The 25,224-nt window shown below is 62.7% G+C and carries 27 protein-coding genes and 1 pseudogene; 9 read left to right on the top strand and 19 right to left on the bottom strand.

Features of this window, described 5'->3' with window-relative positions; genetic code table 11:
* Positions 1-4: 4 nt before the first annotated feature.
* The 4 genes from ACZ41T_RS02825 to ACZ41T_RS02840 all read right to left on the bottom strand — a co-directional run bounded on the left by ACZ41T_RS02825 (position 5) and on the right by ACZ41T_RS02840 (position 2,102).
* On the bottom strand, positions 5-685 hold the full coding sequence (locus ACZ41T_RS02825; protein WP_464922969.1) for an RES family NAD+ phosphorylase: 681 nt from the start codon (positions 683-685) through the stop codon (positions 5-7).
* 11 nt (positions 686-696) lie between these two features.
* Positions 697-1,113: an MbcA/ParS/Xre antitoxin family protein gene (locus tag ACZ41T_RS02830; RefSeq protein WP_464922970.1), complete on the bottom strand. Its 417-nt coding sequence runs from the start codon at positions 1,111-1,113 to the stop codon at positions 697-699.
* Positions 1,114-1,431: 318 nt separating this feature from the next.
* Positions 1,432-1,869, bottom strand: a complete 438-nt coding sequence (locus tag ACZ41T_RS02835) for a type II toxin-antitoxin system VapC family toxin (protein ID WP_464922971.1) — start codon at positions 1,867-1,869, stop codon at positions 1,432-1,434.
* Positions 1,869-2,102 (bottom strand): type II toxin-antitoxin system Phd/YefM family antitoxin, encoded by a 234-nt coding sequence (locus tag ACZ41T_RS02840; protein ID WP_464922972.1) that lies wholly within the window; start codon positions 2,100-2,102, stop codon positions 1,869-1,871. The genes ACZ41T_RS02835 and ACZ41T_RS02840 overlap by 1 nt, the downstream gene beginning before the upstream one ends.
* Before the next feature lie 197 nt (positions 2,103-2,299).
* Here ACZ41T_RS02840 and ACZ41T_RS02845 point away from each other — a divergent pair, with 197 nt between their 5' ends.
* Positions 2,300-2,983, top strand: a complete 684-nt coding sequence (locus tag ACZ41T_RS02845; RefSeq protein WP_464922973.1) for an SDR family NAD(P)-dependent oxidoreductase — start codon at positions 2,300-2,302, stop codon at positions 2,981-2,983.
* Positions 2,984-3,106: 123 nt separating this feature from the next.
* Here ACZ41T_RS02845 and gdhA read toward each other — a convergent pair.
* The 7 genes and pseudogenes from gdhA to ACZ41T_RS02880 form a co-directional block, all read right to left on the bottom strand.
* Positions 3,107-4,449 (bottom strand): annotated as a pseudogene (gdhA, locus tag ACZ41T_RS02850) (NADP-specific glutamate dehydrogenase).
* 277 nt (positions 4,450-4,726) lie between these two features.
* The gene (locus ACZ41T_RS02855; protein WP_464922974.1) at positions 4,727-5,191 is read right to left on the bottom strand and encodes a hypothetical protein; all 465 of its coding nucleotides are present in this window, start codon (positions 5,189-5,191) and stop codon (positions 4,727-4,729) included.
* An 87-nt stretch (positions 5,192-5,278) separates the two neighbouring features.
* On the bottom strand, positions 5,279-6,487 hold the full coding sequence (locus ACZ41T_RS02860; protein WP_464922975.1) for an ABC transporter permease: 1,209 nt from the start codon (positions 6,485-6,487) through the stop codon (positions 5,279-5,281).
* A gap of 2 nt (positions 6,488-6,489) precedes the next feature.
* Positions 6,490-7,269 (bottom strand): ABC transporter ATP-binding protein, encoded by a 780-nt coding sequence (locus ACZ41T_RS02865; RefSeq protein WP_464922976.1) that lies wholly within the window; start codon positions 7,267-7,269, stop codon positions 6,490-6,492.
* Positions 7,266-8,576, bottom strand: a complete 1,311-nt coding sequence (locus tag ACZ41T_RS02870) for an efflux RND transporter periplasmic adaptor subunit (protein WP_464922977.1) — start codon at positions 8,574-8,576, stop codon at positions 7,266-7,268. Before ACZ41T_RS02870 ends, ACZ41T_RS02865 begins: the two co-directional genes overlap by 4 nt.
* Positions 8,573-10,039: an efflux transporter outer membrane subunit gene (locus tag ACZ41T_RS02875; protein WP_464922978.1), complete on the bottom strand. Its 1,467-nt coding sequence runs from the start codon at positions 10,037-10,039 to the stop codon at positions 8,573-8,575. Before ACZ41T_RS02875 ends, ACZ41T_RS02870 begins: the two co-directional genes overlap by 4 nt.
* Before the next feature lie 199 nt (positions 10,040-10,238).
* The gene (locus tag ACZ41T_RS02880; protein ID WP_464922979.1) at positions 10,239-10,511 is read right to left on the bottom strand and encodes a hypothetical protein; all 273 of its coding nucleotides are present in this window, start codon (positions 10,509-10,511) and stop codon (positions 10,239-10,241) included.
* Positions 10,512-10,834: 323 nt separating this feature from the next.
* Here ACZ41T_RS02880 and ACZ41T_RS02885 point away from each other — a divergent pair, with 323 nt between their 5' ends.
* Both ACZ41T_RS02885 and ACZ41T_RS02890 read left to right on the top strand, forming a co-directional pair.
* Complete coding sequence (locus ACZ41T_RS02885; RefSeq protein ID WP_464922980.1) at positions 10,835-11,326, top strand: MarR family winged helix-turn-helix transcriptional regulator; 492 nt, start codon at positions 10,835-10,837, stop codon at positions 11,324-11,326.
* 96 nt (positions 11,327-11,422) lie between these two features.
* A complete protein-coding gene (locus ACZ41T_RS02890; RefSeq protein WP_464922981.1) occupies positions 11,423-12,307 on the top strand; it encodes a diguanylate cyclase in 885 nt (294 codons plus the stop codon).
* Between the two features lie 112 nt (positions 12,308-12,419).
* On the opposite strand, the gene ACZ41T_RS02895 is transcribed toward ACZ41T_RS02890, so the two are convergent.
* The 3 genes from ACZ41T_RS02895 to ACZ41T_RS02905 form a co-directional block, all read right to left on the bottom strand.
* Entirely contained in the window at positions 12,420-13,715 is a 1,296-nt protein-coding gene (locus tag ACZ41T_RS02895; RefSeq protein ID WP_464922982.1) for an MFS transporter, read from the bottom strand.
* 82 nt (positions 13,716-13,797) lie between these two features.
* Positions 13,798-14,265 (bottom strand): universal stress protein, encoded by a 468-nt coding sequence (locus tag ACZ41T_RS02900; RefSeq protein ID WP_464922983.1) that lies wholly within the window; start codon positions 14,263-14,265, stop codon positions 13,798-13,800.
* 411 nt (positions 14,266-14,676) lie between these two features.
* Positions 14,677-16,476, bottom strand: a complete 1,800-nt coding sequence (locus tag ACZ41T_RS02905; protein WP_464922984.1) for an ABCB family ABC transporter ATP-binding protein/permease — start codon at positions 16,474-16,476, stop codon at positions 14,677-14,679.
* Between the two features lie 79 nt (positions 16,477-16,555).
* On the opposite strand from ACZ41T_RS02905, the gene ACZ41T_RS02910 reads away from it, so the two are divergent.
* The 4 genes from ACZ41T_RS02910 to ACZ41T_RS02925 all read left to right on the top strand — a co-directional run bounded on the left by ACZ41T_RS02910 (position 16,556) and on the right by ACZ41T_RS02925 (position 20,210).
* Positions 16,556-16,903, top strand: a complete 348-nt coding sequence (locus tag ACZ41T_RS02910; RefSeq protein WP_464924015.1) for an ArsC family reductase — start codon at positions 16,556-16,558, stop codon at positions 16,901-16,903.
* Between the two features lie 6 nt (positions 16,904-16,909).
* Positions 16,910-18,070: a succinyl-diaminopimelate desuccinylase gene (gene dapE, locus ACZ41T_RS02915; RefSeq protein WP_464922985.1), complete on the top strand. Its 1,161-nt coding sequence runs from the start codon at positions 16,910-16,912 to the stop codon at positions 18,068-18,070.
* A gap of 349 nt (positions 18,071-18,419) precedes the next feature.
* Positions 18,420-19,340 (top strand): 50S ribosomal protein L3 N(5)-glutamine methyltransferase, encoded by a 921-nt coding sequence (gene prmB / locus ACZ41T_RS02920; protein WP_464922986.1) that lies wholly within the window; start codon positions 18,420-18,422, stop codon positions 19,338-19,340.
* Between the two features lie 126 nt (positions 19,341-19,466).
* Positions 19,467-20,210 carry a ferredoxin--NADP reductase gene (locus ACZ41T_RS02925; RefSeq protein ID WP_464922987.1) on the top strand — a complete coding sequence of 248 codons (744 nt, stop codon included), beginning with the start codon at positions 19,467-19,469 and terminating at the stop codon, positions 20,208-20,210.
* Positions 20,211-20,392: 182 nt separating this feature from the next.
* Here ACZ41T_RS02925 and fdxA read toward each other — a convergent pair whose 3' ends face one another.
* The 5 genes from fdxA to ACZ41T_RS02950 form a co-directional block, all read right to left on the bottom strand.
* Complete coding sequence (fdxA, locus tag ACZ41T_RS02930; RefSeq protein WP_464922988.1) at positions 20,393-20,716, bottom strand: ferredoxin FdxA; 324 nt, start codon at positions 20,714-20,716, stop codon at positions 20,393-20,395.
* Positions 20,717-20,765: 49 nt separating this feature from the next.
* Positions 20,766-21,326, bottom strand: coding sequence for a DUF488 domain-containing protein (locus tag ACZ41T_RS02935; protein ID WP_464922989.1), 561 nt, complete (start codon positions 21,324-21,326; stop codon positions 20,766-20,768).
* Between the two features lie 3 nt (positions 21,327-21,329).
* A complete protein-coding gene (locus ACZ41T_RS02940; protein WP_464922990.1) occupies positions 21,330-21,542 on the bottom strand; it encodes a hypervirulence associated TUDOR domain-containing protein in 213 nt (70 codons plus the stop codon).
* Positions 21,543-21,602: 60 nt separating this feature from the next.
* Positions 21,603-23,651, bottom strand: coding sequence for a transketolase (gene tkt, locus ACZ41T_RS02945; protein ID WP_464922991.1), 2,049 nt, complete (start codon positions 23,649-23,651; stop codon positions 21,603-21,605).
* A gap of 77 nt (positions 23,652-23,728) precedes the next feature.
* A complete protein-coding gene (locus ACZ41T_RS02950) occupies positions 23,729-24,028 on the bottom strand; it encodes a hypothetical protein (RefSeq protein WP_464922992.1) in 300 nt (99 codons plus the stop codon).
* Between the two features lie 382 nt (positions 24,029-24,410).
* Between ACZ41T_RS02950 and ACZ41T_RS02955 the strand changes: the two genes are divergently transcribed.
* Positions 24,411-24,815 (top strand): FKBP-type peptidyl-prolyl cis-trans isomerase, encoded by a 405-nt coding sequence (locus ACZ41T_RS02955; RefSeq protein WP_464922993.1) that lies wholly within the window; start codon positions 24,411-24,413, stop codon positions 24,813-24,815.
* A 33-nt stretch (positions 24,816-24,848) separates the two neighbouring features.
* Positions 24,849-25,088 (top strand): VF530 family protein, encoded by a 240-nt coding sequence (locus tag ACZ41T_RS02960; RefSeq protein WP_464922994.1) that lies wholly within the window; start codon positions 24,849-24,851, stop codon positions 25,086-25,088.
* The last annotated feature ends 136 nt before the right edge of the window (positions 25,089-25,224 follow it).

The raw sequence follows: 25,224 nt of genomic DNA on the forward strand, positions 1-25,224 counted from the left end.
CCCCTCACAGCACCTGATTCACCTCGAACACCGCATCGATGGACCGGCCGTTCCAGTTGTATTCGAGATAGGCAGCATGCAGGCAGTTTTTCAACAATGCCGTGCTGAAGGCAGCCAGGCATTCGCCGGAGGGGTGCCGCACCGAGGGGTAAAGAATGCCGTGCACCCCGTCGAACCTGAGTTTTCGCCCGATGCTTTGGGCATGGCCGTAGTCGTCGGGATCGACGATGCGCGGGTCGGCACGGCTTGCCTCACGCAAGTCGGCCACCTCGCCCTTCGCTTTCACTTTGTAGAGCCGCATTTGCAGTCGCATGGGCGGCTCGCGGGTGGCCGCCATGAAAAGGGCCGCGTGATAGCGGGTTTCGGCGATGGCGGTGTCGGGCTTGCGTGCGCAATAGAACACGCCATAGGTGCCGTCGCTGAAGCGGCTGCCCTGCGGGTTCAGATGGGTGAAGGCGGCCATGATGCAGGTGCTGCCGGGGCCGAACAGCCGCTCTTCGGGGGGGACCAGGCTGATCTCGCCGACTTCGTCGCGGATGCGGTCGTTGGTCATGGCCTCCAGCGCATAGAGGGCGTCAAAATCCTCCGGGCTGGCCACGCGCTCGAACAGGCCGATTGAAGGAAAGCGACTGGGGATGACGCGGTAGGCCGGGTTCCAGCTCAGGCGCGTGATGGGAGTGGTCAAGCCAACCGCGCCTAGGCCCAACCACCGCGGCGGGCGTCCAGATACTGGCGGACGGCCACCAGGTCGGCGACGTTGCCGCCAAGCATGCGCTCGAGCGCGCTCTTGCCGCCGAACAGGGGGGCGGTATTGGGCTTTTTCACCCAGGCATCGGCCGCTGCCGTTGAAGGCAGCAGGACCTGCAGCGCCGTGTAGATGCCCAGGAGGTAAGACAAGCGCTCGAGGGTATCGCGCTTGAGGTCGGCGCTTTCGGGGGCGGATTTCCACTTGAAGAAGGTCGAGCGGCCGGGGGTGCCCAGCAGCACCATCTGCTCGTCGGTGTTGAGCCCCCAGTCGCGCGCGATGTTGAAGAACGCGCGCAGGCCTGCGGCGGAAACCTCGCGGCTGGTCGGCTTGTTCTGGGCCTTGACGGCTTGTGCTGTGTTTTGCATTTCAGACTCCATGCCAGTATTGGAATGTACTGATAACGGTAAATTAGTCTATTTATGGACTTTTTGCAATGGAGCGTGAGCCAGATTGAGCGATACGGCTCAAACCCATTCTGAACGTGCATCAACAATTACATGAGCTTGGGATGATCGACACGTCAATGGAATGTGTCGATGAAAATGCATTTCATCGACATATCGTTGGCCTGCCACTTCATTCATGCCCATATTGGGCATGCTCATACCCTAATAGGGTATCCGGCGGGATTCTCGACTGGAAGACCTGCACACCGGCAGAATGACGAACGAAGGCAGTCGCCTTCAGCCAGGTTTGATGCCGCGGCTGGCGTGGACCTTCATCAGCTTGGCCGCATTCAAGAGACCCTCGTCCAGGGTGTAGAGGGTCTTTGCGCCGTTATTGCTGGCGATGGCCAGGTGTAGCGCATCGCCGGCACGAAGCTTGGTAGCGAAGTGCTGGATGTACGCTTTGGCGAGCTCGTAGTCTGCAACGCCTGGCGCCAAAACCTGGAATGACTCGGTCACCATTTCATCGAACTGGGCGATGGCCAGCAGCGCGTCGGACTCCACAAGGCCGCCCATCCTGACTTCGCGGGCGATGAGGCTGACGAACTCGATGCGGGTCCAGTGGCTAACGTACAGCGCCCCCACCGGGAGCTTGGCGACAAAGACCTCGATTTCCGCGCTGGTGGTTTCTTCGAGGATAAGCGGCGCCAGAAAGCTGGTGTCGAAGTACAGCATCAAAGCCCTTCGTCGCGCATCTCGCGCAGAAGCTCGGCGCTGGATTTGCGCCAGCGGGGCATGCGGCTGCGAAATTCGGCGAGGGATTTAACGGCGTGCTTGGGCTTCTCGACCGGCGTGATGCGGGCAATCGGCAGACCACGACGGGTGATGACCACTTCCTCTCCCGCTTCGACCTGATCAAGAAGATGGCTGAGATGGGCTTTGGCTTCTGCTAGCGTAACGGTGCTCATACGTGCCTCCAGTTGGTCATCCTGTTGGTCACATGATAGCCTAACGCCGTTCCGTGGCAAATCCACCAGTCGGCCGTACACGCAGCGCGCGAGACGGCGCATTGCACCCGGTTTTCCCCGCTGGCCGGTTTGGCCGGTCTGCTTCAGGTATGCGGCAGGCGGGCTATGCTGTCCGTTGGATAGCCTTGGAGAACACCATGCAACTGGACAAACTACGCGTTGCAATAACCGGCGGCTTCGGCAGCCTGGGCAAGACCACTGTACAGGCCGCACTCGACGCCGGCGCCCGCGTCGCAGCGATCGGCCGCGGCGACCCGCCGACTGAGGGCATGCTGCGGGCGACATGCATCGGCGGAGTCGACCTGGCCGACGCGCAACAGGCGAAGAAGGCGCTTGCCGCCGCCGCCGAGGCGCTCGGCGGCCTCGACGCGCTGGTCAACATCGCCGGCACGTTCCGCTACGAGACGTTGGCCGGGGGCAGCCTGGATACGTGGGATCTGCTGTACCGGATCAACCTGCGCACCGCGGTGGCGGCCAGTCAGGCCGCACTGGAACACCTGCCAGCAGGGGGGCGCATCATCAACATCGGCGCCGCCTCCGCCCTGAAGGGCGGTGCGGGCGTCGGCGCGTACACCGCGTCCAAGTCCGGCGTGATGCGCTTCACCGAGGCCCTGGCCGAGGAGCTCAAGGATCGCGACATCACTGTCAACGCGCTGCTGCCCAGCATCCTCGACACGCCGCCCAACCGGGCCGACATGCCCAACGCCGACTTCACCCAATGGGTCAAGCCGCAACAGCTCGCCGACGTGATCGTGTTCCTGTTGTCGAAGCATTCCTCGGCGATCACGGGTGCACTGATACCGGTGATGGGGCGCGTCTGACCCGACGACGAAATCCACAAAAACAAAACCCCGCCTTGGTGAAAAGCGGGGTTTGTCAGTCGTCCGAGGCCACCAAAACGGTCTTTTTTAGCCCATGGTGGTCCGCTACGGAGCCGTGTCTGCTCAGATCACGCCCTGCGCCAGCATGGCGTCAGCCACTTTGATGAAGCCGGCCAGGTTGGCGCCGTCGACGTAGTTGATGCTGCCATCTTCGCGCTGCCCATGCTCCAGGCAGGCCTGGTGTATGCCCTGCATGATACCGAGCAGGCGGGCGTCCACTTCTTCGCGCGGCCACGACAGGCGCATGGCATTCTGACTCATCTCCAGGCCCGATGTGGCCACGCCGCCGGCATTGCTGGCCTTGCTGGGGGCATACAGGATGCGGTGCTTGTCGAAGAGTCGGGCGGCATCGGCGGTCGCGGGCATGTTGGCGCCCTCGGCCACGGCAACCAGACCGTTCTTGATCAGAATTGCCGCATCGTCGCCGTTGAGTTCGTTCTGGGTGGCGCAAGGCAGCGCCACCTCCATCGGGACACTCCAGGGGCGCATGCCGGCATGGAATTCGGCGCCGACGTGCGTCGCGTACTCGCCGACGCGGCCGTGGAGGTGGTTCTTGACCTCCATCAATTCGGCGAGCTTGTCCGGGGTGAAGCCGGCGTCGTCCACCACGGTGCCGCTCGAGTCCGATACCGTGACGACCTTCGCGCCCAGGGCCATGGCTTTTTCAATCACGAACTGCGCCACGTTGCCCGCGCCGGAGACGCCGACCCGCAGATTCTCGATCGAACGACCGGCATGCTTGAGCATTTCGTCGGCGAAGTAGACCGCGCCGTACCCCGTGGCTTCCGGGCGAACGAGCGAGCCGCCGTAGCTCAGGCCCTTGCCGGTGAAGACGCAATCGGCGCGGTTGGTCAGTTTCTTCACCATGCCGGCCATGAAACCGACCTCGCGCGCGCCAACACCGATGTCACCGGCCGGCACGTCAGTCTGGGAACCGATGTGGCGATACAGCTCGGTGATGAAGGCCTGGCAAAAACGCATCACCTCGCCGGGGCTCTTGCCTTTGGGGTCGAAATCCGCACCGCCCTTGCCGCCGCCCATGGGCAGCGTGGTCAAGGCGTTCTTCAGGGTCTGTTCGAAGGCCAGGAATTTGAGGATGGACAGGTTGACCGAGGGGGGAAAGCGCAGCCCGCCCTTGTAGGGGCCGATGGCCATGCTGTGCAGGATGCGGTAGCCGCGGTTGACCTGGACTTCGCCGTGGTCGTCGACCCATGAGACCCGGAAGATGAGGATCCGCTCCGGTTCGATCAAGCGGTCCAGCAGGCCGTGCGCGGCGTACTTGGGGTGCTGGGACACGAACGCCACAGGCCTTCGATGACTTCGGCAACGGCCTGCAGATACTCCGGTTGCCCGGGGTTGCGCTCGGTGGCGCGGCGGATGAATTCGTCCGGATGCTGATATTTCATGTTGCGTTGATTCTGTGATTTGGAAAGGGAAAAGCGAGGCTGTATCACCCCTTGCCGGGCGGAGAGCAGCCGCTGCGCACACTGCGCCGCGAGGGAGGCTGGCGGGTGGTTTCAGGGGCGGCTTGCGTCCTGGACGATGCGAACACGATATTCGAAGAAAATGTATCTAACTTTAGACCTGATTTCCAGGGGCTGGCGTGAGTGCCTGACGATCACCAATGGGAAATTTGATGCCGGGCTTGGCGCCAAAAGGGGGCGCGTGGCCCGTGGCAAACCCTCAACGGCCTTTGCCTACGGCGCCTCCAAACAGGCTGAAATTCAGGACCACACTCGCCGCACCGACTTGCGGATCCACTTCCAGTTTTTTTGTTGCATAGACGGTCATGGTCTGGTTTTCTTCGTCGTAGATGGCCATCGGTACACAGCCGGCATCCATGACCTGTTGCGTTATTTTCCTGACTTCCTGGTGCAAGGCTTCGTCATTTTCCGGCATGGCCAATTCTTTCTTGTCCAGCAAGCCCATGTGCAGGAAATCCGGTATGCAATTTTTGAGCTTGACTGCGGCGATGGCCGTTATGCAGCGTTTGGCGCCCCATTCTTCCGGCGTGTCGTAGTAGTGAAAAACTGCATGGGCAAATTTTGTTGCGTCAGCTTCTTCCGGACAGCTTATATAGAAAATGTGCTGCATCTTTTCCGTTGAAAAACCCACTTCATAGGTTTTACTGTTCTGTTCCGTTGTCATTGCGCTCTACCTTTAGCCGTTCGTTGAAATACCCGAACATTTTGATGCTGCTTTCCTGAATCCGCAAAAAAAACCACGGCCACATGCTCATTCGTGCCGCAAGGCGTCGATCGGATTGAGGCCGGCCGCGCGGCGCGCCGGGAAGAAACCAAAGATGACGCCGATGGCTGCCGAGAACATGAAAGACAACAGGTTGATGGTCGGGTCGAACAGGTAGGGGATGCCCATCAGGCTGGACAGGGCGATGGACGCGCCGGTGGCCAGGGCAATGCCGGTCAGCCCGCCCAGGCTGGACAGCATGACGGCTTCGATCAGGAACTGCAGCAACACTTCGCGTTCCAGCGCGCCGATGGCCAGGCGCAGGCCGATCTCGCGCGTGCGCTCGGTCACGCTGACCAGCATGATGTTCATGATGCCGATGCCGCCCACCAGCAGGCTCACTGCGGCCACGGCACCGAGCAGCGTCGTCATTACCTTGGTGGTGCCCGAGAGCGTGTCGGCCAGCTGCTTGGTGTCGAGCACGTTGAAGTTGTCCTCGTCGGTGTCGGCCAGGTTTCGGCGCTCGCGCAGCAGCTGCGTCAGGCTGGCCTTGACGCGCGTGCTGTCGCTGCCGTCGGCCATGGAAACGAGCAAGTCGTTGACCTGGGTGTTGCCGGTGATGCGGCGCTGCAGCGTCTTGATCGGCACGAGGACCAGGTCGTCCTGGTCGTTGCCGAACGATCCCGGACCCTTGGCACCGAGCACGCCGATGACCTCGCAGCTGATCTGCTTGACGCGCAGCGACTCGCCCAGCGCCGGGCTGCTGCCGAAGAGCTCGCGCCGCACGGTCTCGCCGATCATGCAGACTGACGCGCCGGCGCGCAGCTCGGCGTCGGAGAACTCGCGGCCCTGGGCCAGGGTCCAGTTGCCGATGGTGAGCCACGCGTTCGTGCTGCCCGTGATGATGCTGGCCCAGTTGCGGCCGTTGGCCACCAGCGTGCCGCCAGTACGCGATTGCGGTGCGGCGGCCGCGACGCCACCGATCTGGGTGGCGATCGCCTCGGCGTCGCCCTCCTTGAACAGGGGCGCGATGGAACTGCCGCTGCCCGGCCCCATGCGCTGGCCCGGGCGAATCTGCAACAGGTTGGTGCCCAAGCCTGAAATCTGGTTCTGTACCGCCAGGGTGGCGCCATTACCCACCGTGACCATGGTGATGACGGCGCTGACGCCGATCACGATGCCCAGGATGGTGAGGAAGGAACGCATCAGGTTGCGCCGGATCGAGCGCAAGGCGAGCAGGAGGGTGTTGAGCCACATGGTCAGCCTGCGCCCATGGCCGTGGCAACGTGTCCCGCCTGGAGCCCGACCGGGTCCGGGTTGCGCTCGTCGCTGGACACCACGCCGTCGACGAAGTGCACGATGCGCCGCGCGTAGGCAGCCATCTCGGCCTCGTGCGTGACCATCAGCACGGTGATGCCCTGGTCGGCGTTCAGGCGCCACAGCAGGTCCATGATTTCCTTGCTGCGGGCGGTGTCGAGGTTGCCGGTGGGCTCATCCGCCAACAGCACGGCCGGCTCGGTGACGATGGCGCGTGCGATCGCCACGCGCTGCTGCTGGCCGCCCGAGAGCTCGCTTGGTGTGTGGTGTCCCCAGCCCTTGAGGCCAACCTGTTCGAGCGCGCGCGCGGCCATCGCATGGCGCATCGCGGAGGGCTCGCCGCGGTAGATCAGCGGCAGCTCGACGTTTTCCTGCGCCGACGTGCGCGCCAGCAGGTTGAACCCCTGGAACACGAAGCCCAGGTAGCGCCGACGCAAGCGGGCGCGCTCGTCACGGCTGAGCGATTGCACCTGCACGCCCTCGAACTCGTAGGTGCCGGTGGTGGGGGTGTCCAGGCAGCCCAGCATGTTCATGGCAGTGGACTTGCCCGAACCGCTGGGGCCCATGATGGCTACGAAGTCACCCTTCTCGATGTCAAGATTCACGCCTTTTAGCGCCTGGAACGCCGTGCCACCCGTGCCGTAGACCTTGGTGATGCCGCGCAGTCGGATCAGCGGCGCGGGTCCCGATTGCTCCGTGGGGGGAACGGCCGCCGGACTCATGACGCGGCGCCCGCGCTGCGCTGGTCGGTGATGACGGCCATGCCGGGTTCGAGCTTGTCGCCGCTGACCTCGGTCATGCGGCCGTCGCTGATACCTGTCTGCACCTGCATGGCCACCGGCTGGCCTTGCTGCAGCACCCAGATCTGGCGCGTGCCCGGGGCCTTGCTCTCGTCGCCGGCCACTTTGGTGCTGCTGCTGCGCGGCGGGCGCGGCATCATCTTGGACAGGATGCTGCTGCTCCCGGAGGACTTGCTCGCCACGGCTGCTGCGGTGGGCGAGAAGCGCAACGCCGTGTTGGGCACCAGCAGCACGCCATCGCGCTCGGTGGCAATGATGGTAGCCACGGCCGTCATCCCGGGGCGCAGGCTGAGGTCGCTGTTGTCGACGTCGAGCGTGGCCACGTAGGTCACCACGTTGTTGGTGGTGGTCGAGCCATAGGCCACGCGGCGGGTCGTGGCCGGGAAGCTGCGCGAGGGATAGGCGCTGACGGTGAAGCTGGCTTTCTGCCCCACCTTCACGGCGCCCACGTCGGCCTCGTCCACGCTGGCTTCGAGCTGCAGCTGGGCCAGGTTCTCGGCCACGGCGAACAGGGTGACGGCCTGCAGCGAGGCGGCCACCGCGTTGCCCGGGTCCACCGAGCGGCTGAGCACCACGCCGTCGATGGGCGAGCGGATCGAGGCTTTGGAGAGATTGGTTTCATCCGTCGAGAGCGTGGCCTGGGCCACGCCCACGTTGGCGGCAGCGCTCGATTCGGTGGCCACGGCGCGGGCCAGGGCGGCGCGTGCGCTGTCGAGCTCGGTGGCCGAAGGCACCTTGCCGCCCGAGAGCTTGAAGACTTCCTCCAGGCGCGCAAGGCTGGCTCGGGATTCGGTGACGGTGGCCTTGCTCTGCGCGAGTTGGGCCTGGGCGGCGGCGACCGACGCGTGCGAGCGGGTCACCTGGTCGCTGAACTTCGAAGTGTCCAGCTCCACCATCACCTGGCCAGCCTTGACGCGGTCGTTCACGTCTACCAGCACGCGCTTGACCGTGCCCGACAGTTCGCTGCCGATGTTGACCGAGCGCGTGGGCTGCAACGTGCCGTTGGCCGACACGCTGAGCGTGATACTTCCCTTGCGCAGTTCGGTGGTCACGTAGGCGGGCGCGGCCTTGCCGGCGTTTTGCGCCTGCCAGTAATAGACAGCGCCGGCCACGATCAGCAGGGCGACGAGACCGGACCATAACGAGCCGCGCTGCCACCAGCGCGGCGGATGGTCTTCGCCCAGTAGGGTCTGCAGGTCGGCGGGGGGGGCGGTGTTCTTGTCGTTCATGGCGTGTCGGTGTGTTGTGTGGTGGTGATGGGGGCGCCGGATGCGCTGTCGGGCGCCCAGCCGCCGCCCAGCGCCTTGTACAAACGGATGAGCGCCAGCACATCGTCGCCGCGGGTGCTAGCAAGGCTGTCTTCGATGGACAGCACGCTGCGTTCGGTGTCGAGCACCGACTGGAAGTCGATGAGGCCCGAACTATAGCGCTGCTGCGCCATCTGTACCGCGTTACGCGCTGCCTCGGCGGCACGCGTCAGGGCCTGCTCGCGTTCGCGGTTGCGGACAAGCGAGACCAGCGCGTCTTCCACATCCTGCAGCGCGGTGAGGATAGCCTGCTCGTACGCCACCTGCGCCTGCTCGCGCACCGCATCCTGGATCTCCACCTGGGCGCGCAGGCGTCCGGCGTTGAAGATGGGACCGGTGATCCCTGCGAACAGCGATGAAGTAGCGGCGCCGCTGTTGCCGAGCGCATCGATGGTCAGCGCCTCGAGGCCGATCGAGCCGGAGAGATCGAATGACGGGTAGCGCGCCGCCGCGGCCACGCCCACGCGGGCGGTTTCCGCCGCCAGCCTGCGCTCGGCCGCGCGCACATCGGGGCGCTGGCGCAGGGTGTCGGCTGGAATGCCGACGGCGATCCGCTCGGGTATGGCCGGCAGGCCATTGACCGCGGTGAGGCGCCCGTGCAGCGTGCCCGGCGCACGCCCCAGCAGGATGTCGAGACCATGCTCGGATTCGGCAAGGCTGATTTCAAGTGCGGGGATCAGCGCCCGGGTCTGCTCGCGGTTGCTACGCGCCTGCTCGACGTCCTGGCTGCTGACCAGTCCGGCCTGCGCACGCCAGTCGGTGAGCTGCAGCGTCTCCGACTGGCTGGCGAGGTTGCTGCGGGCGATGTCGAGACGGTTCTGCAGGACACGCACATCGACGTAGCTCAGCGCCACCTCTGCCACCAGCGACACCCGTGTGTTTTCCAGGCTTGCCTCGGTCGATGCGAGGTCGGCTTCGGCGGCCTCGACGCTACGGCGCACGCCGCCAAACACATCGAGCTCCCAGCTGGCGTCGAAGCTGGTGCTGAAGAAATTGCGCGTGGCGCCGCTGCCCGCCTCCTCGCTCGACCGGCTGCGGCTGGCGCTGCCCGATGCGGTCACGCTGGGATATTGCCCGGCAGCGGCTACCGTGCGATATGCACGGGCCTCGCGCAATTTCGCCTGCGCGCTGCGCAGGTCGGGGCTGGCCTGCAGGGCTTCATCGATCAACCGGGACAGCAGCGGATCATTCAGGCTTTGCCACCACTGGCCAAGGTCTCCGGACGCCGCGGCATGCATCGCCGGCTGGGCTGCCGGATCAAGCCCGGCCCAGCCTGCGGGCACCTCGGTCGTCGGCGGCACATAATCCGGACCGACCGCGACGCACCCCGAGAGGCCGAGTCCGGCGAGCATAAGCAGCAATTGTGCGTGTTGAGATATTTTCATTTACATGCGCTTCAAAATAACGGGAACCGCTTGTTCACTCTGCCGGCAAGACGCCCTGAACCAGCGCATGGCCGATGAATTGACGCTCGCCCTGGCCGTAAGTTTCCGGGAATCCGGGAATCATACTGGGCGGCCAGGCTTATTGTGATCTTCGGCAAAGCAACATAATCGATTTACGCCCCGGGCGGAGCCGGTCATGTCATTTCGGATCGGTAAACAGCAATCCAAGTATTTGCACCTGCCGGCGTAGATCCGGGCCGGCCAGCTCACTCAGGCTTTGCTCGCCGGACACGGGCTGAAGGCCGGCCTCGGTCAGGCGCTCCCGCAGCGCTTCGGGGCGGAGTTGCGCAACTTCGGCCAGGGTCGCCAGCGGCGCTGCCGACAGGGCGCGAATGAGCGGTGCAAACGGCGGCTCGCTGTTTGCCCCGCCGATTCGCGCTGGATGGTCATCGTCAAATCCTTGGAAAGACACGTTGAAAGATACGTTGACGGGAATGCTATGGGAAAATTATCTTTCCAGCAAGATAAGTTACACTTGGTTACAATCCATGCGGATTTCCAGAAGGCTTTTTCATCGTTATTTATTGGCATTGGCCGGCGCCGTAGGGTGCACTTTGTGCACCGATTGACACACCGAAGGTGCACGGAGTGCACCCTACCCAAAACATCTCGCTCTAATGAACAATCCGGGTTTATTGGTATTGGTCAGCGCCGTGGGAGCGGCTTTAGCCGCATCTACAAGAGCTGGCCACTACCAACAAATAACGATGAAAGAGCCTTCCAGAAGGTCAAGACATGACGCTCTCCAAGAAAATGCCACGCCACAAATGGTCGGAAAGCCACGCCCCGGAGGCGATGCCCTTGATGCTGCATCTGCACCGGGCACAGGGGCTGGCCTTCGCTCGGGCGCGCGCGCTATGGGCTCGTCATGATTTGACGCCAGCGGAATTCGACGTTCTGGCGACGCTGCGCAATGCGCCGCCCCCCCATGAGCTGACGCCGTCGCAGTTGCAGGATTCGGTCATGATCACGTCAGGCGGATTGACCAAGGTCATGCAGCAACTCGAAGCCAGGAATCTGGCAACCCGGTCGCGGCGACAGCTGGATCTGCGCATCAAGCCCATCAAGCTCACACACTCCGGAAAACGACTGGTGGAGCGCGCGATGGCCGAACTGGCGGAAACGTCCGGCGCCTGGGTGCGGGGTGTTCTGGACGCCAAGGAGATTGGCATGCTGACGAAGCTGCTGGGGAAGCTCGCCGAGGCGGGCGACGCTTCGACAGCATGAAGCGGGCACGGACCAAAACGAAGCAGGCATAATCGGGACTTATGCAGCACCCGATTTCCCCAGTGCAACGTCAAAACGACAGGATGCGAACACACATTGCCCGACCTCCCCACTGAAGCCGAAACCTTCATCGCCGAGCTTGATGCTGCGGTCGAGGCGCATATGGAGTGGACCCACCGGATTCTCCGCTGCGCCGTGCTGCGCACGGCGCCCGACAAGGATGTGCTCGACCCGCTGGCGCATAACCTTTGCCGTTTCGGCGTCTGGTTCATGGCGAACCATGGCTATTTCGAGGCACTGGATGCGCCGGCCACACTGCGCGTGGAAGCGGCGCACCGGACCATGCATGACGCCATTCGATCCATTTGTGCCCGTGTCATGAGCGGGCAGCCGGGGCGCAACACCGACCTGGAGGCTTTCGAGCAGTCGCAGTCCGAGCTGATCGGCCTGCTGGCCAACTTCAAGACCCTGATCCTCTTCAGCGCGGTACGAAGCGATCCGCTGACCGGGCTGCCCCTGCGCTACGGTATCGAAAACGATTTCGCCCTGTACCAGAAGGAGGCTCGGCGCAACCGCACCCAGCTGTATGTCGTGATGATCGATGTGGATTGTTTCAAGCGGGTCAACGATACCTATGGGCATCCCGTGGGCGACAAGGTTTTATGTCATCTGGTCGGCACCCTGAAAGGCAGCCTGCGAAGCAATGAGCCGCTGTATCGATTTGGCGGGGAAGAATTTCTCTGGCTGCTGCAATGCAAATCGGCCGACGAGGCCGAACAATCGGCGCGCCGGGTTCTGACCACGATCGGCACGACCCCGGTGCCGATCACCGACAACAAGTCCCTGACGCTAACCGTCACCCTCGGCCTGGCCCGGGTCCACGAGTCGGAGAACCTGGCCAGCGCCATCAGTCGTGCCGATCTTGCACTTTACGAAGGCAAAAAAGGCGGGCGCAACTGTTTCGTCATCGCCCCGTCCTGATGGGGTTTGCGGATGTCCGGGGTGCCCGACTCGGCCCGGATCAGCGCCTGCCCCAGCCGCACGCCGCTTCCCCACGCCCGCTCGACCCCCATGCCGGCTATACCGTCACCAATCAGGCTTCTTCAGCCTGCAGGGTAAAGCGATATGCCGCGCGGCGGCCGCGATCGGCCCGGATTCCGCGCAGCACCCACAGGCCGGCGACGAACCAGACGCCGGTGATCAGCAGCGCCTGGCGATGGTTGCCGGCGGTCAGCCAGCTGGCGACGCCATAGGTCAGCGGCCCGACGATCGAGGCGCACTTCACCGCCAGCCCCCACAGGCCGAAAAACTCGGCCTGGTGCGCGGGCGGCGCCAGCAGGCCGACCATCGCCCGCCCCGCCGATTGCGACGCGCCCATGCACAGCCCGGCGATGTTCGCCGCCAGCCAGAACAGTCCCTCGCCCGGCGCGGCCCAGGCGGTCAGCACCATTACGATCCAGCCGGAAAGCGTCAGGGCGATCGCCCGCACATGGCCGATGCGATCCTGCACATAGCCGAAGGCAAATGCACCGATGGCGGCGGTGATGTTGACTACCAGCACCAGCAGAATGGTCCGCTGCGTATCGAAGTGAAACACCTGGCTGGCATAGATCGCCGCCAGCGTGATGACCGCCTGGATCCCCGCCTGGTACAGCACGGTACAGAGAAGAAAGCGCCTGAGATCGGGCAACTGGCGCAGATGGCCGAGGGTGTAGCGCACCTGCTGCCAGGCGCTGCGCGGCGCGTGGACAGGCTGCGGGACGGCACGCTCGCGCAGCATCAAGAGCGTGGGCAGGCTCGCCAGCGCAAAGATCGCGGCGGTGATCAGCATCGCCACCGGGACGAAATCGGCCGCGCCCTGCCCGTGCCCCTGCGCCCAACCGATGTACGCCAGGCTTGCGCCGAGCGACACCAGCCCGCCAACGTAGCCCAATGACCAGCCCCAGCCCGAGACCCGACCGAGCGCGCGCGGCCGCGCCAGTTCGGGCAGGAACGCAGCGATGAGATTTTCGCCGGTACCGAAAAAATAATTGGACAGCACCAGCGCCGCGGTCGCCAGCCCCAGCGCACCCGGCGCCGCGAAATACAGCGCCGCGGTAAACCCGACGCAGCCGAGCGTAGTCAGCCACAGCAGCTTTTTCTTGCTGGCGTGAGCGTCGGCCCAGGCGCCGACCAGCGGCGCGGTCAGCATGATCAGCGCATAGGAAACAGACAGCGCGAGGGTCCAGGCGAACGTCGCCCACGGCGCATTGCCGGCAACGACGGCAACAAAGTACGCGCCGAACACCGCGGTGATGACGACCGTGGTGTAGCCCGAATTGGCGAAGTCGTACATCGCCCAGGCCCACACCTCGCGACGCCGCACACCGGGTTGAAGCAAGACATTCATTTATCGAGTGGTATCCGGAATTGGGTATTGAAAATCGAGGCCGCAGGCTTCATGGCACTGTAGGGACCACGCTTTCTTCGTATCAGGCCGATGGAGAGACCTTGGGCGAAGGAACGAGCAATACGGGCGCTTGAGATAGCCGGGCCATTTGCTCCGCCACGCTGCCAAGCACAAGATGCTGGAAACCGCGACGGCCGTGGGTCCCCAGCACCACCAGGTCTGCGCCCCAGTGCGAGGCCTCTTCGGCAATCGCTTCCGCAACGCGCTGCAAAGGCGTTTCGGTTTCGATCAGGCCGGATTCTGCCTCGAACCCGGCCTGCCGGACGGCATCGCGAGCAGCCGCGATGATTTTTTCTCCCGCGCCACGCCGCGCCGCACTCAGCGCCCCGGTATCGATTGCAAATTCCGGGCCGATCGGTAGCCAGCTCATGTCGACGACATGAACCATGCGCACGCTGGCCGACAGCTTTTTGGCCAGTTCGATCGCCTGCTGCAGTGCATGCTTGGACGTTTCGCTGCCATCCACTGCCACCAGTATTCTCGAATACATGTCATTTCTCCTTGTTACATCAGCAAAGCGCGCAACGCATCGACAAAGTGCTGGTTATCTTCGGGCAGCGCCGTGGTGATGCGCATGAAACCCGGGGCGAGCGCCGCATCGTTCAATCTAGCAGCCTGTCAAACTTGAAGAATCGAAGCGGAAATTCGGCTGGGCCGAGGACAGATTTTGACGGTTTTGAAGGGTAATAGTCGTTCTATTGCCCGAAAAAACGGCGAAATATGGACCGGCCAGGCGGATTTGCAGCCGATTTACTTCAAGTCCGACAGGCTGCCAGGCTAGAAACCGCAGTTGGACGCGCCCAATGGTGCGTCTGATCGGATGCCTGCCGCGAAGCAACAACGCCGCGGGCCAAGGCCCGCAAGGCGGCACGAGAGCGGAATCGTTGCAGAAAAGTCTGCTTCATTTGTCCTCCTCCTCCTCGGCCTGCTGCTGCAGCGCCCACATGTGGGCGTACACGCCGTCCTTCGCCAGCAGTTCGGGATGGCGGCCGCGTTCGACGATGCGGCCGTTTTCCATCACCAGGATCTCGTCGGCTTCGTCCACGGTCGACAGACGGTGGGCGATGATGAGGGTGGTGCGGTCGCGGGCGATTTCCAGCAGCTCGGCCTGGATCGCTTTTTCGGTCCGGGTGTCGAGTGCTGAAGTGGCCTCGTCCAGTATCAGGATCACCGGGTTTTTCAGCAGGGTGCGCGCGATGGCCACGCGCTGTTTCTCGCCACCCGAGAGTTTGAGTCCGCGCTCGCCCACCACGCTATCCCAGCCCTGCGGCAGGCTTTCGATGAAGTCCAGGATGTGCGCGGCACGGGCAGCTTCGATCACCTCGTCGCGGCCGGCGCCGGGGCGGCCGTAGGCGATGTTGTAGTAGATGCTGTCGTTGAACAGCACGGTGTCCTGCGGCACCACACCGATGGCGGCGCGCAGGCTGTCCTGCGTGACCTGGCGGATGTCCTGGCCGTCGATGGCGATGCTGCCGGCGCCGACGTCGTAGAAGCGGAACAGCAGGCGGGCCAGGGTCGACTTGCCGGCGCCGCTCGACCCCACCACCGCCAGCGTCTTGCCGGCCGGGATGGTGAAGTCGACATCGTTCAGAATCGGACGGTCGGGGTTGTAGGAAAAGCTCACGTGCTCGAATTTCACCGTGCCGGTGGTCACCTCGAGCGCGCGCGCATCCTTCGCATCTGCGACCTCGCGCGGCCGTTTCAGCAGGGCAAACATGCGTTCGACGTCGGTGATCGACTCCTTGATCTGGCGGTACATCACGCCGAGAAAATTCAGCGGCTGGAACATCTGCAGCAGGAAGGCGTTGACCATCACCAGATCGCCCAGGGTCAGCGAGCCATCGACCACGCCGGCGGCGGCGCGCAGCACCATCAGGGTGACGCCGATGGCGATGACGCCAGCCTGGGCGGCATTGAGCATCCCCAGCGAACGCTGCGATTTCAGCGCCATCCGCTCCCACTCGACGAGGCTGTTGTCATAGCGCTCGGCTTCGTATTTCTCATTGCCGAAATATTTGACCGTCTCGTAGTTCAGGAGGCTGTCGATGGCGCGGCCATAGGCTTCGGAATCGAGCGTGTTGGCGCGGCGCACGAACTGGGTGCGCCATTCGGTGATGGTGATGGTGAAGCCGATGTAGGCAGCCAGGGTGATCAGCGTGATCAGCCCGAACACCCAGTCGAGCTTGACGAACAGAATGCCCGCAACCATCAGGATTTCCAGAATGGTCGGCGTGATGCGAAACAGCAAAAAACCGACCAGGCTAGACACCGCTCTGGCGCCGCGCTCGATGTCGCGGGTGATGCCGCCGGTATGGCGCTCCAGATGGAAACGCAGCGACAGCGCGTGCAGATGCTGCAACACTGCCATGCTGATGCGCCGCATCGCGCGTTGCGTGACCTTGGCGAAGATCACGTCGCGCAGGTCGGAAAAAGTGGCGCTGGCAAAACGCAACAGGCCGTAGCCGAGAATAAGCGCCAGCGGCAGCACCAGTTCCGGGCGCGGCCGGTCGAGCGCATCGATGATTTCCTTCAGCACCAGCGGCACCGCCACCGAGGCCAGCTTGGCACCGACCAGCAGTGCCAGCGACAGCAGCACACGGCCGCGGAATTCCCACAGGTAAGGAAACAGATGGCTGATGGAGCGCAGGCTGGGTTCGCCGGGCGGCGGTGGCGCGGAGTGGGAATGAACGGCGTGGGGCATCAGGTCGGTTAGAATCGCGGCTTGTTTTCCTGATTTTACGTCCATGCGCAGCAGATCCAGGCGCGGACGACTGAACGGCATGAAGCTCTACGGCATTCCCAACTGCACCACGGTGAAGAAAGCGCGCGCCTGGCTCGCCGGGCACACGCTTGAAGTCGCCTTCCACGACTTCAAAAAACAGGGCGTCGACGCCGCGTGGCTGCGCAAGGTCGCGGCGCAAACCGGCTGGCAGGCGCTGCTCAACACGCGCGGCACCACCTGGCGCAAGCTGCCGGATGCGGAAAAGGCCGCCGTCACCGACGAAGCCAGCGCGATTGCATTCATGATTTCGCAGCCCAGCGTGATCAAACGGCCGGTGCTGGAGCGCGACGGCCGTTATCATCTCGGCTTTACCGAAGACCATTATCAAGCCATTTTTGGAGTATGACCCGACATGGCCAATAAAACGCCAGAGGACGCAACCCTCGCCAAAGAGACCTTAGCGCTGGCAATCGAGCTGCTCAAGCGCCGCTCGCTAACGCCCGACGATGCCGGTTGCCAGAATCTGATCGCCGCGCGCCTGCAAAAGCTCGGTTTTCACATCGAGCGCCATCGTCACAACGACGTCGACAACCTGTGGGCGCGCAAGGGCACGGCTTCCCCGGCGGTCTGTTTCGCCGGCCACACCGACGTGGTGTCGACTGGCCCGCTCGACCAGTGGCTGTCCGATCCGTTCGAACCGACCCTGCGCGACGGCCAGCTCTATGCGCGCGGCGCCGCCGACATGAAGACCTCGAATGCGGCCTTCATCACTGCCACCGAACACTTCATCGCCGCGCATCCCGATCATCCCGGTTCGATCGCGTTTCTCATCACCTCGGATGAGGAAGGCCCCGCCACCGACGGCACGGTGAAAGTGGTGGAAACCCTGAAGGCGCGCGGCGAGACACTCGACTACTGCATCGTCGGCGAACCCACCAGCGCCGCCGAATTCGGCGATGCCATCAAGAACGGGCGGCGCGGTTCGCTGTCCGGCACCTTACGCGTCAAGGGCGTGCAGGGCCATATCGCCTATCCGCATCTGGCCAAAAACCCGATTCACCTCGCTGCGCCGGCGATTGCCGAGCTCGCCGATACCATGTGGGACGAGGGCAACACCCACTTCCCGCCCACCACCTGGCAGATATCCAATATCCATGGCGGCACCGGCGCCAGCAACGTCATTCCCGACATGGTCGAGATCCAGTTCAACTTCCGTTTTTCCACCGCCAGCACCGCGGAAGGCCTGATGGACGCGATGAACGAAATCCTCGACAGTCACAGCCTCGATTACGAAATCGACTGGCACCTCTCGGGCAAGCCCTTCCTCACCCCGCGCGGCCCTCTGTGCGATACGCTTTCCGAAGCGATCCGCGAAGTCACCGGCCTCACCCCCGAGCTGTCGACCTCCGGCGGCACCTCGGACGGTCGCTTCATCGCCGACATCTGCCGCGAGGTGGTCGAATTCGGCCCGCTCAACACCAGCATCCACAAGATCAACGAACACATCGCGGTGGAGAACATCGGACAGCTGGCGGCGATTTACCGGAAGACGCTGGAAAAGCTGCTGGGCTGAAATCCGACAAATGGTTTTTTTAGGCTCTTTCACCGTTATTTGTTGGTGTTGGCCAGTCCCGTGGAAGCGGCTTCAGTCGCGATGCGCCGCAAGGAGCAAGGAGCAAATGCTCGCCAGGGTCTTGCCGCGCCACCTTTGCGGGCTACCGCCCGCATCGCGGCTGAAGCCGCTCCCACGGGGCCGCCTTCGGGGTGCCGCAGGGTGGAGGCTTGATCAGAGGGGGCAAGACATGACTTCAACAGCCAACAGTGACATAGCCTTAGTGAAACTCGACGCCAGCTTTAGTTTAATGCTGGTTTTCCTTCGCGTATTTTCGCGTCCTTCGCGGATCGATTTTTAGAAAATTTCAATGAAACATTTCGACGACACCGAATCTCTCATCACCGTCCGCGACTGGCTTCGTTTCGCGGTGTCGCGCTTCAACGAGTCCAAGCTGTTTTTCGGCCACGGTTCGGACAACGCCTTCGACGAGGCCGCTTATCTGATCCTGCATACCCTGCATCTACCGCTCGACCGGCTGGAGCCCTTCCTCGACGCCAGCCTGACGCATGGCGAATCGGAGGAGGTTCAGGCGGTAATCGAGCGCCGGGTGCGTGAGCGCCTGCCGGCGGCGTATCTCACGCACGAAGCCTGGCTGGGGGAACACCGGTTCTATGTCGACGAGCGCGTGATCGTGCCGCGCTCCTTCATCGCCGAACTGCTGCACGGGCAGCTGGCGCCGTGGATCGAGAAGCCGGATGAAGTGAGCAGCGTACTCGACCTGTACAGCGGCTCGGGCTGCCTCGCCATCCTGGCTGCGCTGGCCTTCCCCAATTCCCGCATCGATGCAGTCGATTTATCCAGGGATGCGCTGGCTGTCGCCACGCGCAACGTCGCCGATTACGAGCTCGCGGGCCACATCACACTGATCGAGTCCGATCTGTTCGCAGCGCTGGAGGGGCGAACCTACGACGTCATCCTCAGCAATCCCCCCTACGTGAACGCCGCATCGGTCGCCGCACTGCCGCCGGAGTACCAGGCAGAACCGGCGCTGGGTTCGGGTGAGGACGGCCTGGACGCCACGCGGCAGATTCTGGCCCAGGCCAAGGCCCACCTCAATCCCGGTGGCCTGCTGCTGGTCGAAATCGGCCATAACCGCGATGTGCTGAAAGCCGCCTATCCCACGCTGCCCTTCACCTGGATCGATACCGAGAACGGTGACCAGTTCGTGTTCATACTACGGCGGGAAGACCTGCCCGACCGCCAGGCCCCTATCAGCCCGCCTGCTTGAATTCGCTGCCTCTGGCCGCAGATGGCGTAGTGTGGGCTCCGTTCATTGTTCGATCAGGCCCGACAACGTTGCTTGCAGATTGGACTGCGGGCTGTGTAATTCAATCGTTATCAGATTGGGGACGTCATGGCGCAATGGGTACAAGGTCGAGTCGTCGGCAAGACTGTGTGGACAGAGCGGCTCGTTTCGCTGCAGGTCGATGCCGAAATCGCACCGTTCAAAGCCGGTCAGTTCCTCAAGCTCGGGCTGGAGATTGGCGCCGAAACCTTCGGTCGACCCTATTCCCTCGTTAATGCACCGGGTGAACACCCGCTCGAATTCTGTTTTTCCATCGTCCCGGACGGCCCATTAAGCGGGCAACTGGCCGCCCTGAACGCGGGAGACCCTGTGCTTGTCGCACCGCACGCCAGCGGTTTTCTGGTCCTGGACGAGATAACAAGCGGCCGTGACCTCTGGCTACTCGCCACCGGCACCGGCATCGGCCCATTCCTGTCCATTCTGAAAACAGAAGCACCCTGGCGGCGCTTCGAACGAATTGTTCTGGTGCAGGCAGCGCGCCTGACGAGTGAGCTCATGTATCGGGACACGATCGATGAATTCACGAAATCGTATGCGAACCAGTTTAGCTTTGTCCCGCTCGTCAGTCGGGAATCCACCGAATTCGCTCTCCCCGGCCACATTCCCGACGCGATCGAAAATGGACGTCTGGAAGCCCGCGCCGGCACCGAACTCAGCGCCGCTCACAGCCAGATCATGCTGTGCGGCAACCCGCAGATGCTGAAAGAGGTGCAGCACGTGCTGAGCGGGCGCGGCCTTAAGAGAAATCGCCGCAGCGATCCCGGAAACATCAGCGTCGAGAGTTACTGGTAAGCGGAATACGACTGCGTGGCCTAGTGTTGCGAACCGGAAATAGCGGAACAAATGAAATAGATGGATTTTTTCGCTAGGCTAGGCGCAGACCCGCAGCCGTATGGGGTATACGGCAAGGGGCTGCAACGACGCATGGCGGAAAAAGACGCTGTTTCATGTTTCGTTATTTCCGGTTCGTGACACTAGTGCTCCAGCAGATCGAATTTGTCTTTCACCTTGCCCCATTCGTCCGCCTCGGGAAGAGGGTCTTTTTTCTCGACGATCGGCTGCCAGTTTTTTGCCAGCTCCACATTGAGCGCGATGAATCGTGTCTGGTCCTTCGGCACATCATCTTCAGCAAAAATCGCATCCACCGGACATTCCGCGACACACAGCGTGCAGTCGATGCAGTCGTCCGGGTCGATGGCCAGAAAGTTGGGGCCTTCGCGAAACGCGTCGGTCGGGCACACATCGACGCAGTCGGTGTACTTGCACTTGATACAGCTCTCGGTCACCACGTAGGTCATATCGTCCTCCTGCCCCTGCCCGGAATCGCATCCATTCCCGGCAAGCCTATCAAGATGATTGTTCGGATGCCAGCGCATAGGTCAGCCGGCCGTCGACGATGCGGGCCGGCGACGTATACGGATGCACCATGCTGTGCGTGGCATCGATAATGTGGACCACTTCGATCCCCCGCACGCGCAATACGTCGGCGATCAGCGCGCGATGACACCGCCACCATACCGCTTCGGCGCACATCATCGCGGTGCGCCGCTGCCGGGCCAGGGCAAGTAGCGCGTCCAGGCCCTCGGCAAACTCCGCACTCGCAAGATAGTCTGCATAGCCGCGAAACGAAACATTGCGCCAGGCATCGTTCGGCGAATCGGGCTGCACCGGCCGCCGGCCACCGAGCTTGGGCAACCACTGATACGCGATACCGTGCGACAGCAGCGTTTCGCTCAGCGCATCCCGCGCAAAGTGCGGATAACGGCGCGAACCGGGAAAGCGCCGGACATCGGCGACTGCCTCGATGCGGTATTCGACCAGCACGTCGAGAAACGCCGCCAGCGTACGGGTTGAGTGACCGATCGTCCAGATCGTTCCGACATCCGTGACGCCGCGATCGAGCGGCATGGCTCAGGATATCCGGTGCAACACTGCGCCCTTGTGCATGGCGATATGATCGGTCTTGTCGCTCTGGATCGCGTATTGCGGGTCTTCCGGCGTGCAGTGCCGCGTGTATCCTTTATAGACCGTGTCGCGCGTATGCACCTTTATGATCTTGCCGCTCACCAGGCCGGCCTCTGAGTTCCAGCGTACGTGGTCACCGACTTTGAATGGATGGCTCATGGGCATGCTCTCCGTTGATGGCAGAACGTGGGCCGCACCGCCCCGACTATCGACCGTCAATCATCGCGCCAGCAGCGCCCTGGCACGCGTGACCACATTCTCTACCGTGAAGCCGTATTCGCGCAGCAGGACACCGGCCGGGGCCGAGGCACCGAAGCGCTCGACGCCGAGCATGTCGCCATCGGCGCCGACATAGCGGAACCAGCCCTGGGACACCCCCAACTCGACCGCCAGTCGTGCCCTCACGTCCGGCGGCAACACCTGATCGCGATAAGCCTGTGGCTGGGCGTCGAATAATTCCTCGCTCGGCATCGACACACAGCGCACGGCGATATTTTCGCTTTGCAGGCGCTCGGCAGCGGCGAGAATCAGGCTGACCTCGGAACCGCTGGCAATCAGGATCAGCGCCGGCTTGTGATCTTTCGCATCGCTCAACACATACGCGCCACGGCGCAGGCCATCGGCACCGGCATAACGGCCACGGTCGAGCGTGGGGACATTCTGCCGGGTCAGCACCAGCAGCACCGGGCGGCCGCGGGTTTCCACGGCCACCTTCCACGCCACCGCGGTTTCGTTGGCGTCGGCGGGACGGATCACGGTGAGGTTGGGAATCGCGCGCAGGCTGGCCAGCTGCTCCACCGGCTGGTGGGTCGGGCCGTCTTCACCAAGCGCGATGCTGTCGTGGGTGAAAACGTGCACCACGTGCACGCCCATCAACGCGGCGAGGCGGATCGCCGGGCGCATGTAGTCGGAGAAAATCAGGAAGGTGGCGCCGTACGGGATGAAGCCGCCGTGCGCAGCGAGACCGTTGACGATGGCGCCCATCGCATGTTCGCGCACGCCGAAGTGCAGGTTACGCCCGGCATGACTCCAGCCGCCGCCGTCGGATCCTTCAGTGTCCTCGCCGGATGCCATTGCCGGGTTGAAATCGCCCAGCCCCTTCAGTGCGGTATGGGTGGAGGGATCCAGATCGGCCGAACCGCCGAAAAGTGCAGGCAGTTTCGTGGCGAATGCGTTCATGATCTTGCCGCTGGCGACGCGGGTGGCCATGCCCTTGCCATCGGAGGGAAACACCGGGATATCGGCATCCCAACCCGATGGCAGTTCGCCGTGCAGTCGGCCTTGCAGTTCCTTTGCCAGTTCTGGAAATGCCCTGGCATAGGTTTCCATTCGGCCATTCCATTCGGCTTCTGCCCTGGCACCCCGGCCCAGAGCCTCGCGAAAATGTGCCAGCGCCGGCTCCGGCACGAAAAACGGTGGGTCGAGAGGCCAGCCAAGCGTCTCCCTGGTTTTTTTCATATCCTCGGCGCCGAGCGGCGAGCCGTGCGCCCGGTAGCTGTCCTGCTCGGGCGAGCCGAAGCCGATGTGCGTGCGCACCAGAACCAGCGACGGCCGGGAAGTGTCGGCGCGGGCGGCATCCAGCGCGGCGCCGATCGCGGCCACGTCGTTGCCCTCGGCCACGCTGATAGTCTGCCAGCCATAGGCTTCGAAGCGTTTGGCGCGGTCTTCAGAAAATGTGATGTCGGTCCCGCCCGACAGCGTGACGCTGTTGTCGTCGTAGAGGCAGATCAGCTTGCCAAGTTTCAGGTGCCCGGCCAGCGACGCGGCCTCGGAGGCGACGCCTTCCATCAGGTCGCCGTCGCTGACGATGGCCCATGTATGGTGGTCGATCACCGTGTGACCGTCGCGGTTGTAGCGCGCCGCCAGATTCGCTTCGCCGATCGCCATGCCGACCGCATTCGCCAGCCCTTGCCCGAGCGGACCGGTGGTCACTTCGACGCCGGGGGTGTGACCGCGCTCGGGGTGCCCTGGCGTTTTGCTTCCCCATTGGCGAAACTGCCGGATGTCGTCCAGCGACAGGTCGTAGCCAGTCAGATGCAGCAGGCTGTAGAGAAGCGCGGATCCGTGTCCGGGCGACAAGACGAAGCGGTCACGATCAACCCAGTGCGGGTTGGCCGGATGATGCTTGAGCTGGCGCATCCACAACGCGTAAGCCATCGCCGCCGCACCGAGCGGCATGCCGGGATGGCCGCTGTTGGCGCGCTGAATCATGTCCAGTGACAGAAAGCGCAGTGTATTGATGCATAGTTGGTCGCGTTGGTCGGGCATGCAGATTCCTTCATTCAGCCAAGGAGGGCATCGTCGCCGCGACAATACCATTCACTTGTTCAGTGCTTTACAGATTCTCACTTCACGCAAGCGTGCCGCCCGGCTCTGATGAACGTTTGGCTGGATGCGGTTATTCGCGCGATGATCCGGCTCGCTATCCGGATTTCATCCGACTGGCATCCGGCATACAAGGTGGCCCAAAGCGACAGGACAGCGACCCGGGTTCCATCGAAGAACACGAACCAGAAATTAAAAAGGCGCGCGATGGCAGTCGACCATTGAAGTATCCCGAACAAGAGCAGAAGCACGCCCAGCACGATGGTTGTGGTCGAGAACCACCTCATCGCATCGTGGCGGCGCGACCACAGGGCCCGCATGACGGCGGCCACGGATACCATACGCGGCCTTCAGTCAATGTCAGATGTAGCACGAAAAAAAAGATAAACCAGTGCAAGTTCGATAATGGCATTAAGGGCACTTCTATAAATTCTCTGTTCCTGAATGCTTCTCCGTACCGAACCATCTTTCATCCTTATCCTCCCAAGTCCTGGATCATATCGGGGCGACAACTATTCTGACGCGGGGGGTGGCTTTTTTGTGTCCCAGCGGGGCTGTATGGGGGGCGGACCGATATAGGGCCATGGAAGTGCGATATTTGGGGTAAGGAACGTGGCCGGGTGTGTTAAGCGATCCAGGATAGATGGCTGCTGAGCTAACATACAGGGCGTTACCTGACCCCCTATTTATATTGGATTTTCAATGCGCACACTTCAAACTCTCATAGCAATTGCAGCAGTCAGCGTCAGCGCCCAGGGACTGGCCGCGAGTACGGAAACACTGCCTTCTGGTGTAGTGGTGACCCACATCAAGCCAAGTCAGGGTGCTTCGCCCACCGCAGATAGCGCGGTCCGCGTGCATTACCGCGGAACACTGCCAAACGGAACCGAGTTCGACAGCTCGTATAAACGCAACGAGCCCGCTTCCTTCCCGCTACGGGGAGTCATCCCTTGCTGGACCCAGGGTGTGCAGAAAATGAACGTGGGTGGCAGAGCCAGACTCACCTGTCCGGCGGCTACTGCTTATGGCACTCGTGGTGTTCCCGGCGTCATTCCACCCAATACCGAATTGACCTTTGAAATCGAGTTGCTGGGCATCGAGCGTTGAACAGCGTCATCCGTTAGGCCAAGTTTTAGAACCATGCATGAGACTCAGCCCAACAATCCACTCCACGGTGTCACACTTGAACAGTTATTGAACGAACTGGTTTCATTCTATGGCTGGGATGCATTGGGGCGGAAAATCGAGATCCGCTGCTTCATCCATGACCCGAGTATCACGTCGAGCCTCAAGTTTCTTCGCCGGACTCCATGGGCACGGGAGCGTGTGGAATCGCTGTATATCGAAATGGTTCGAGGCATTGGTGCCAGACAACTGTAATCCGCAGGCCCCTAGGGAAGCATTGATTAATTCGATATGGCCGTCATTGCGAGCGCAGCGAAGCAATCCAGCGTATCGATTAAGCGGGCATTTCTGGATTGCCCTAAAGGACTCCGATCCACTATGGGCTGAAGCC

It is taken from the genome of Thiobacillus thiophilus, assembly GCF_055378705.1.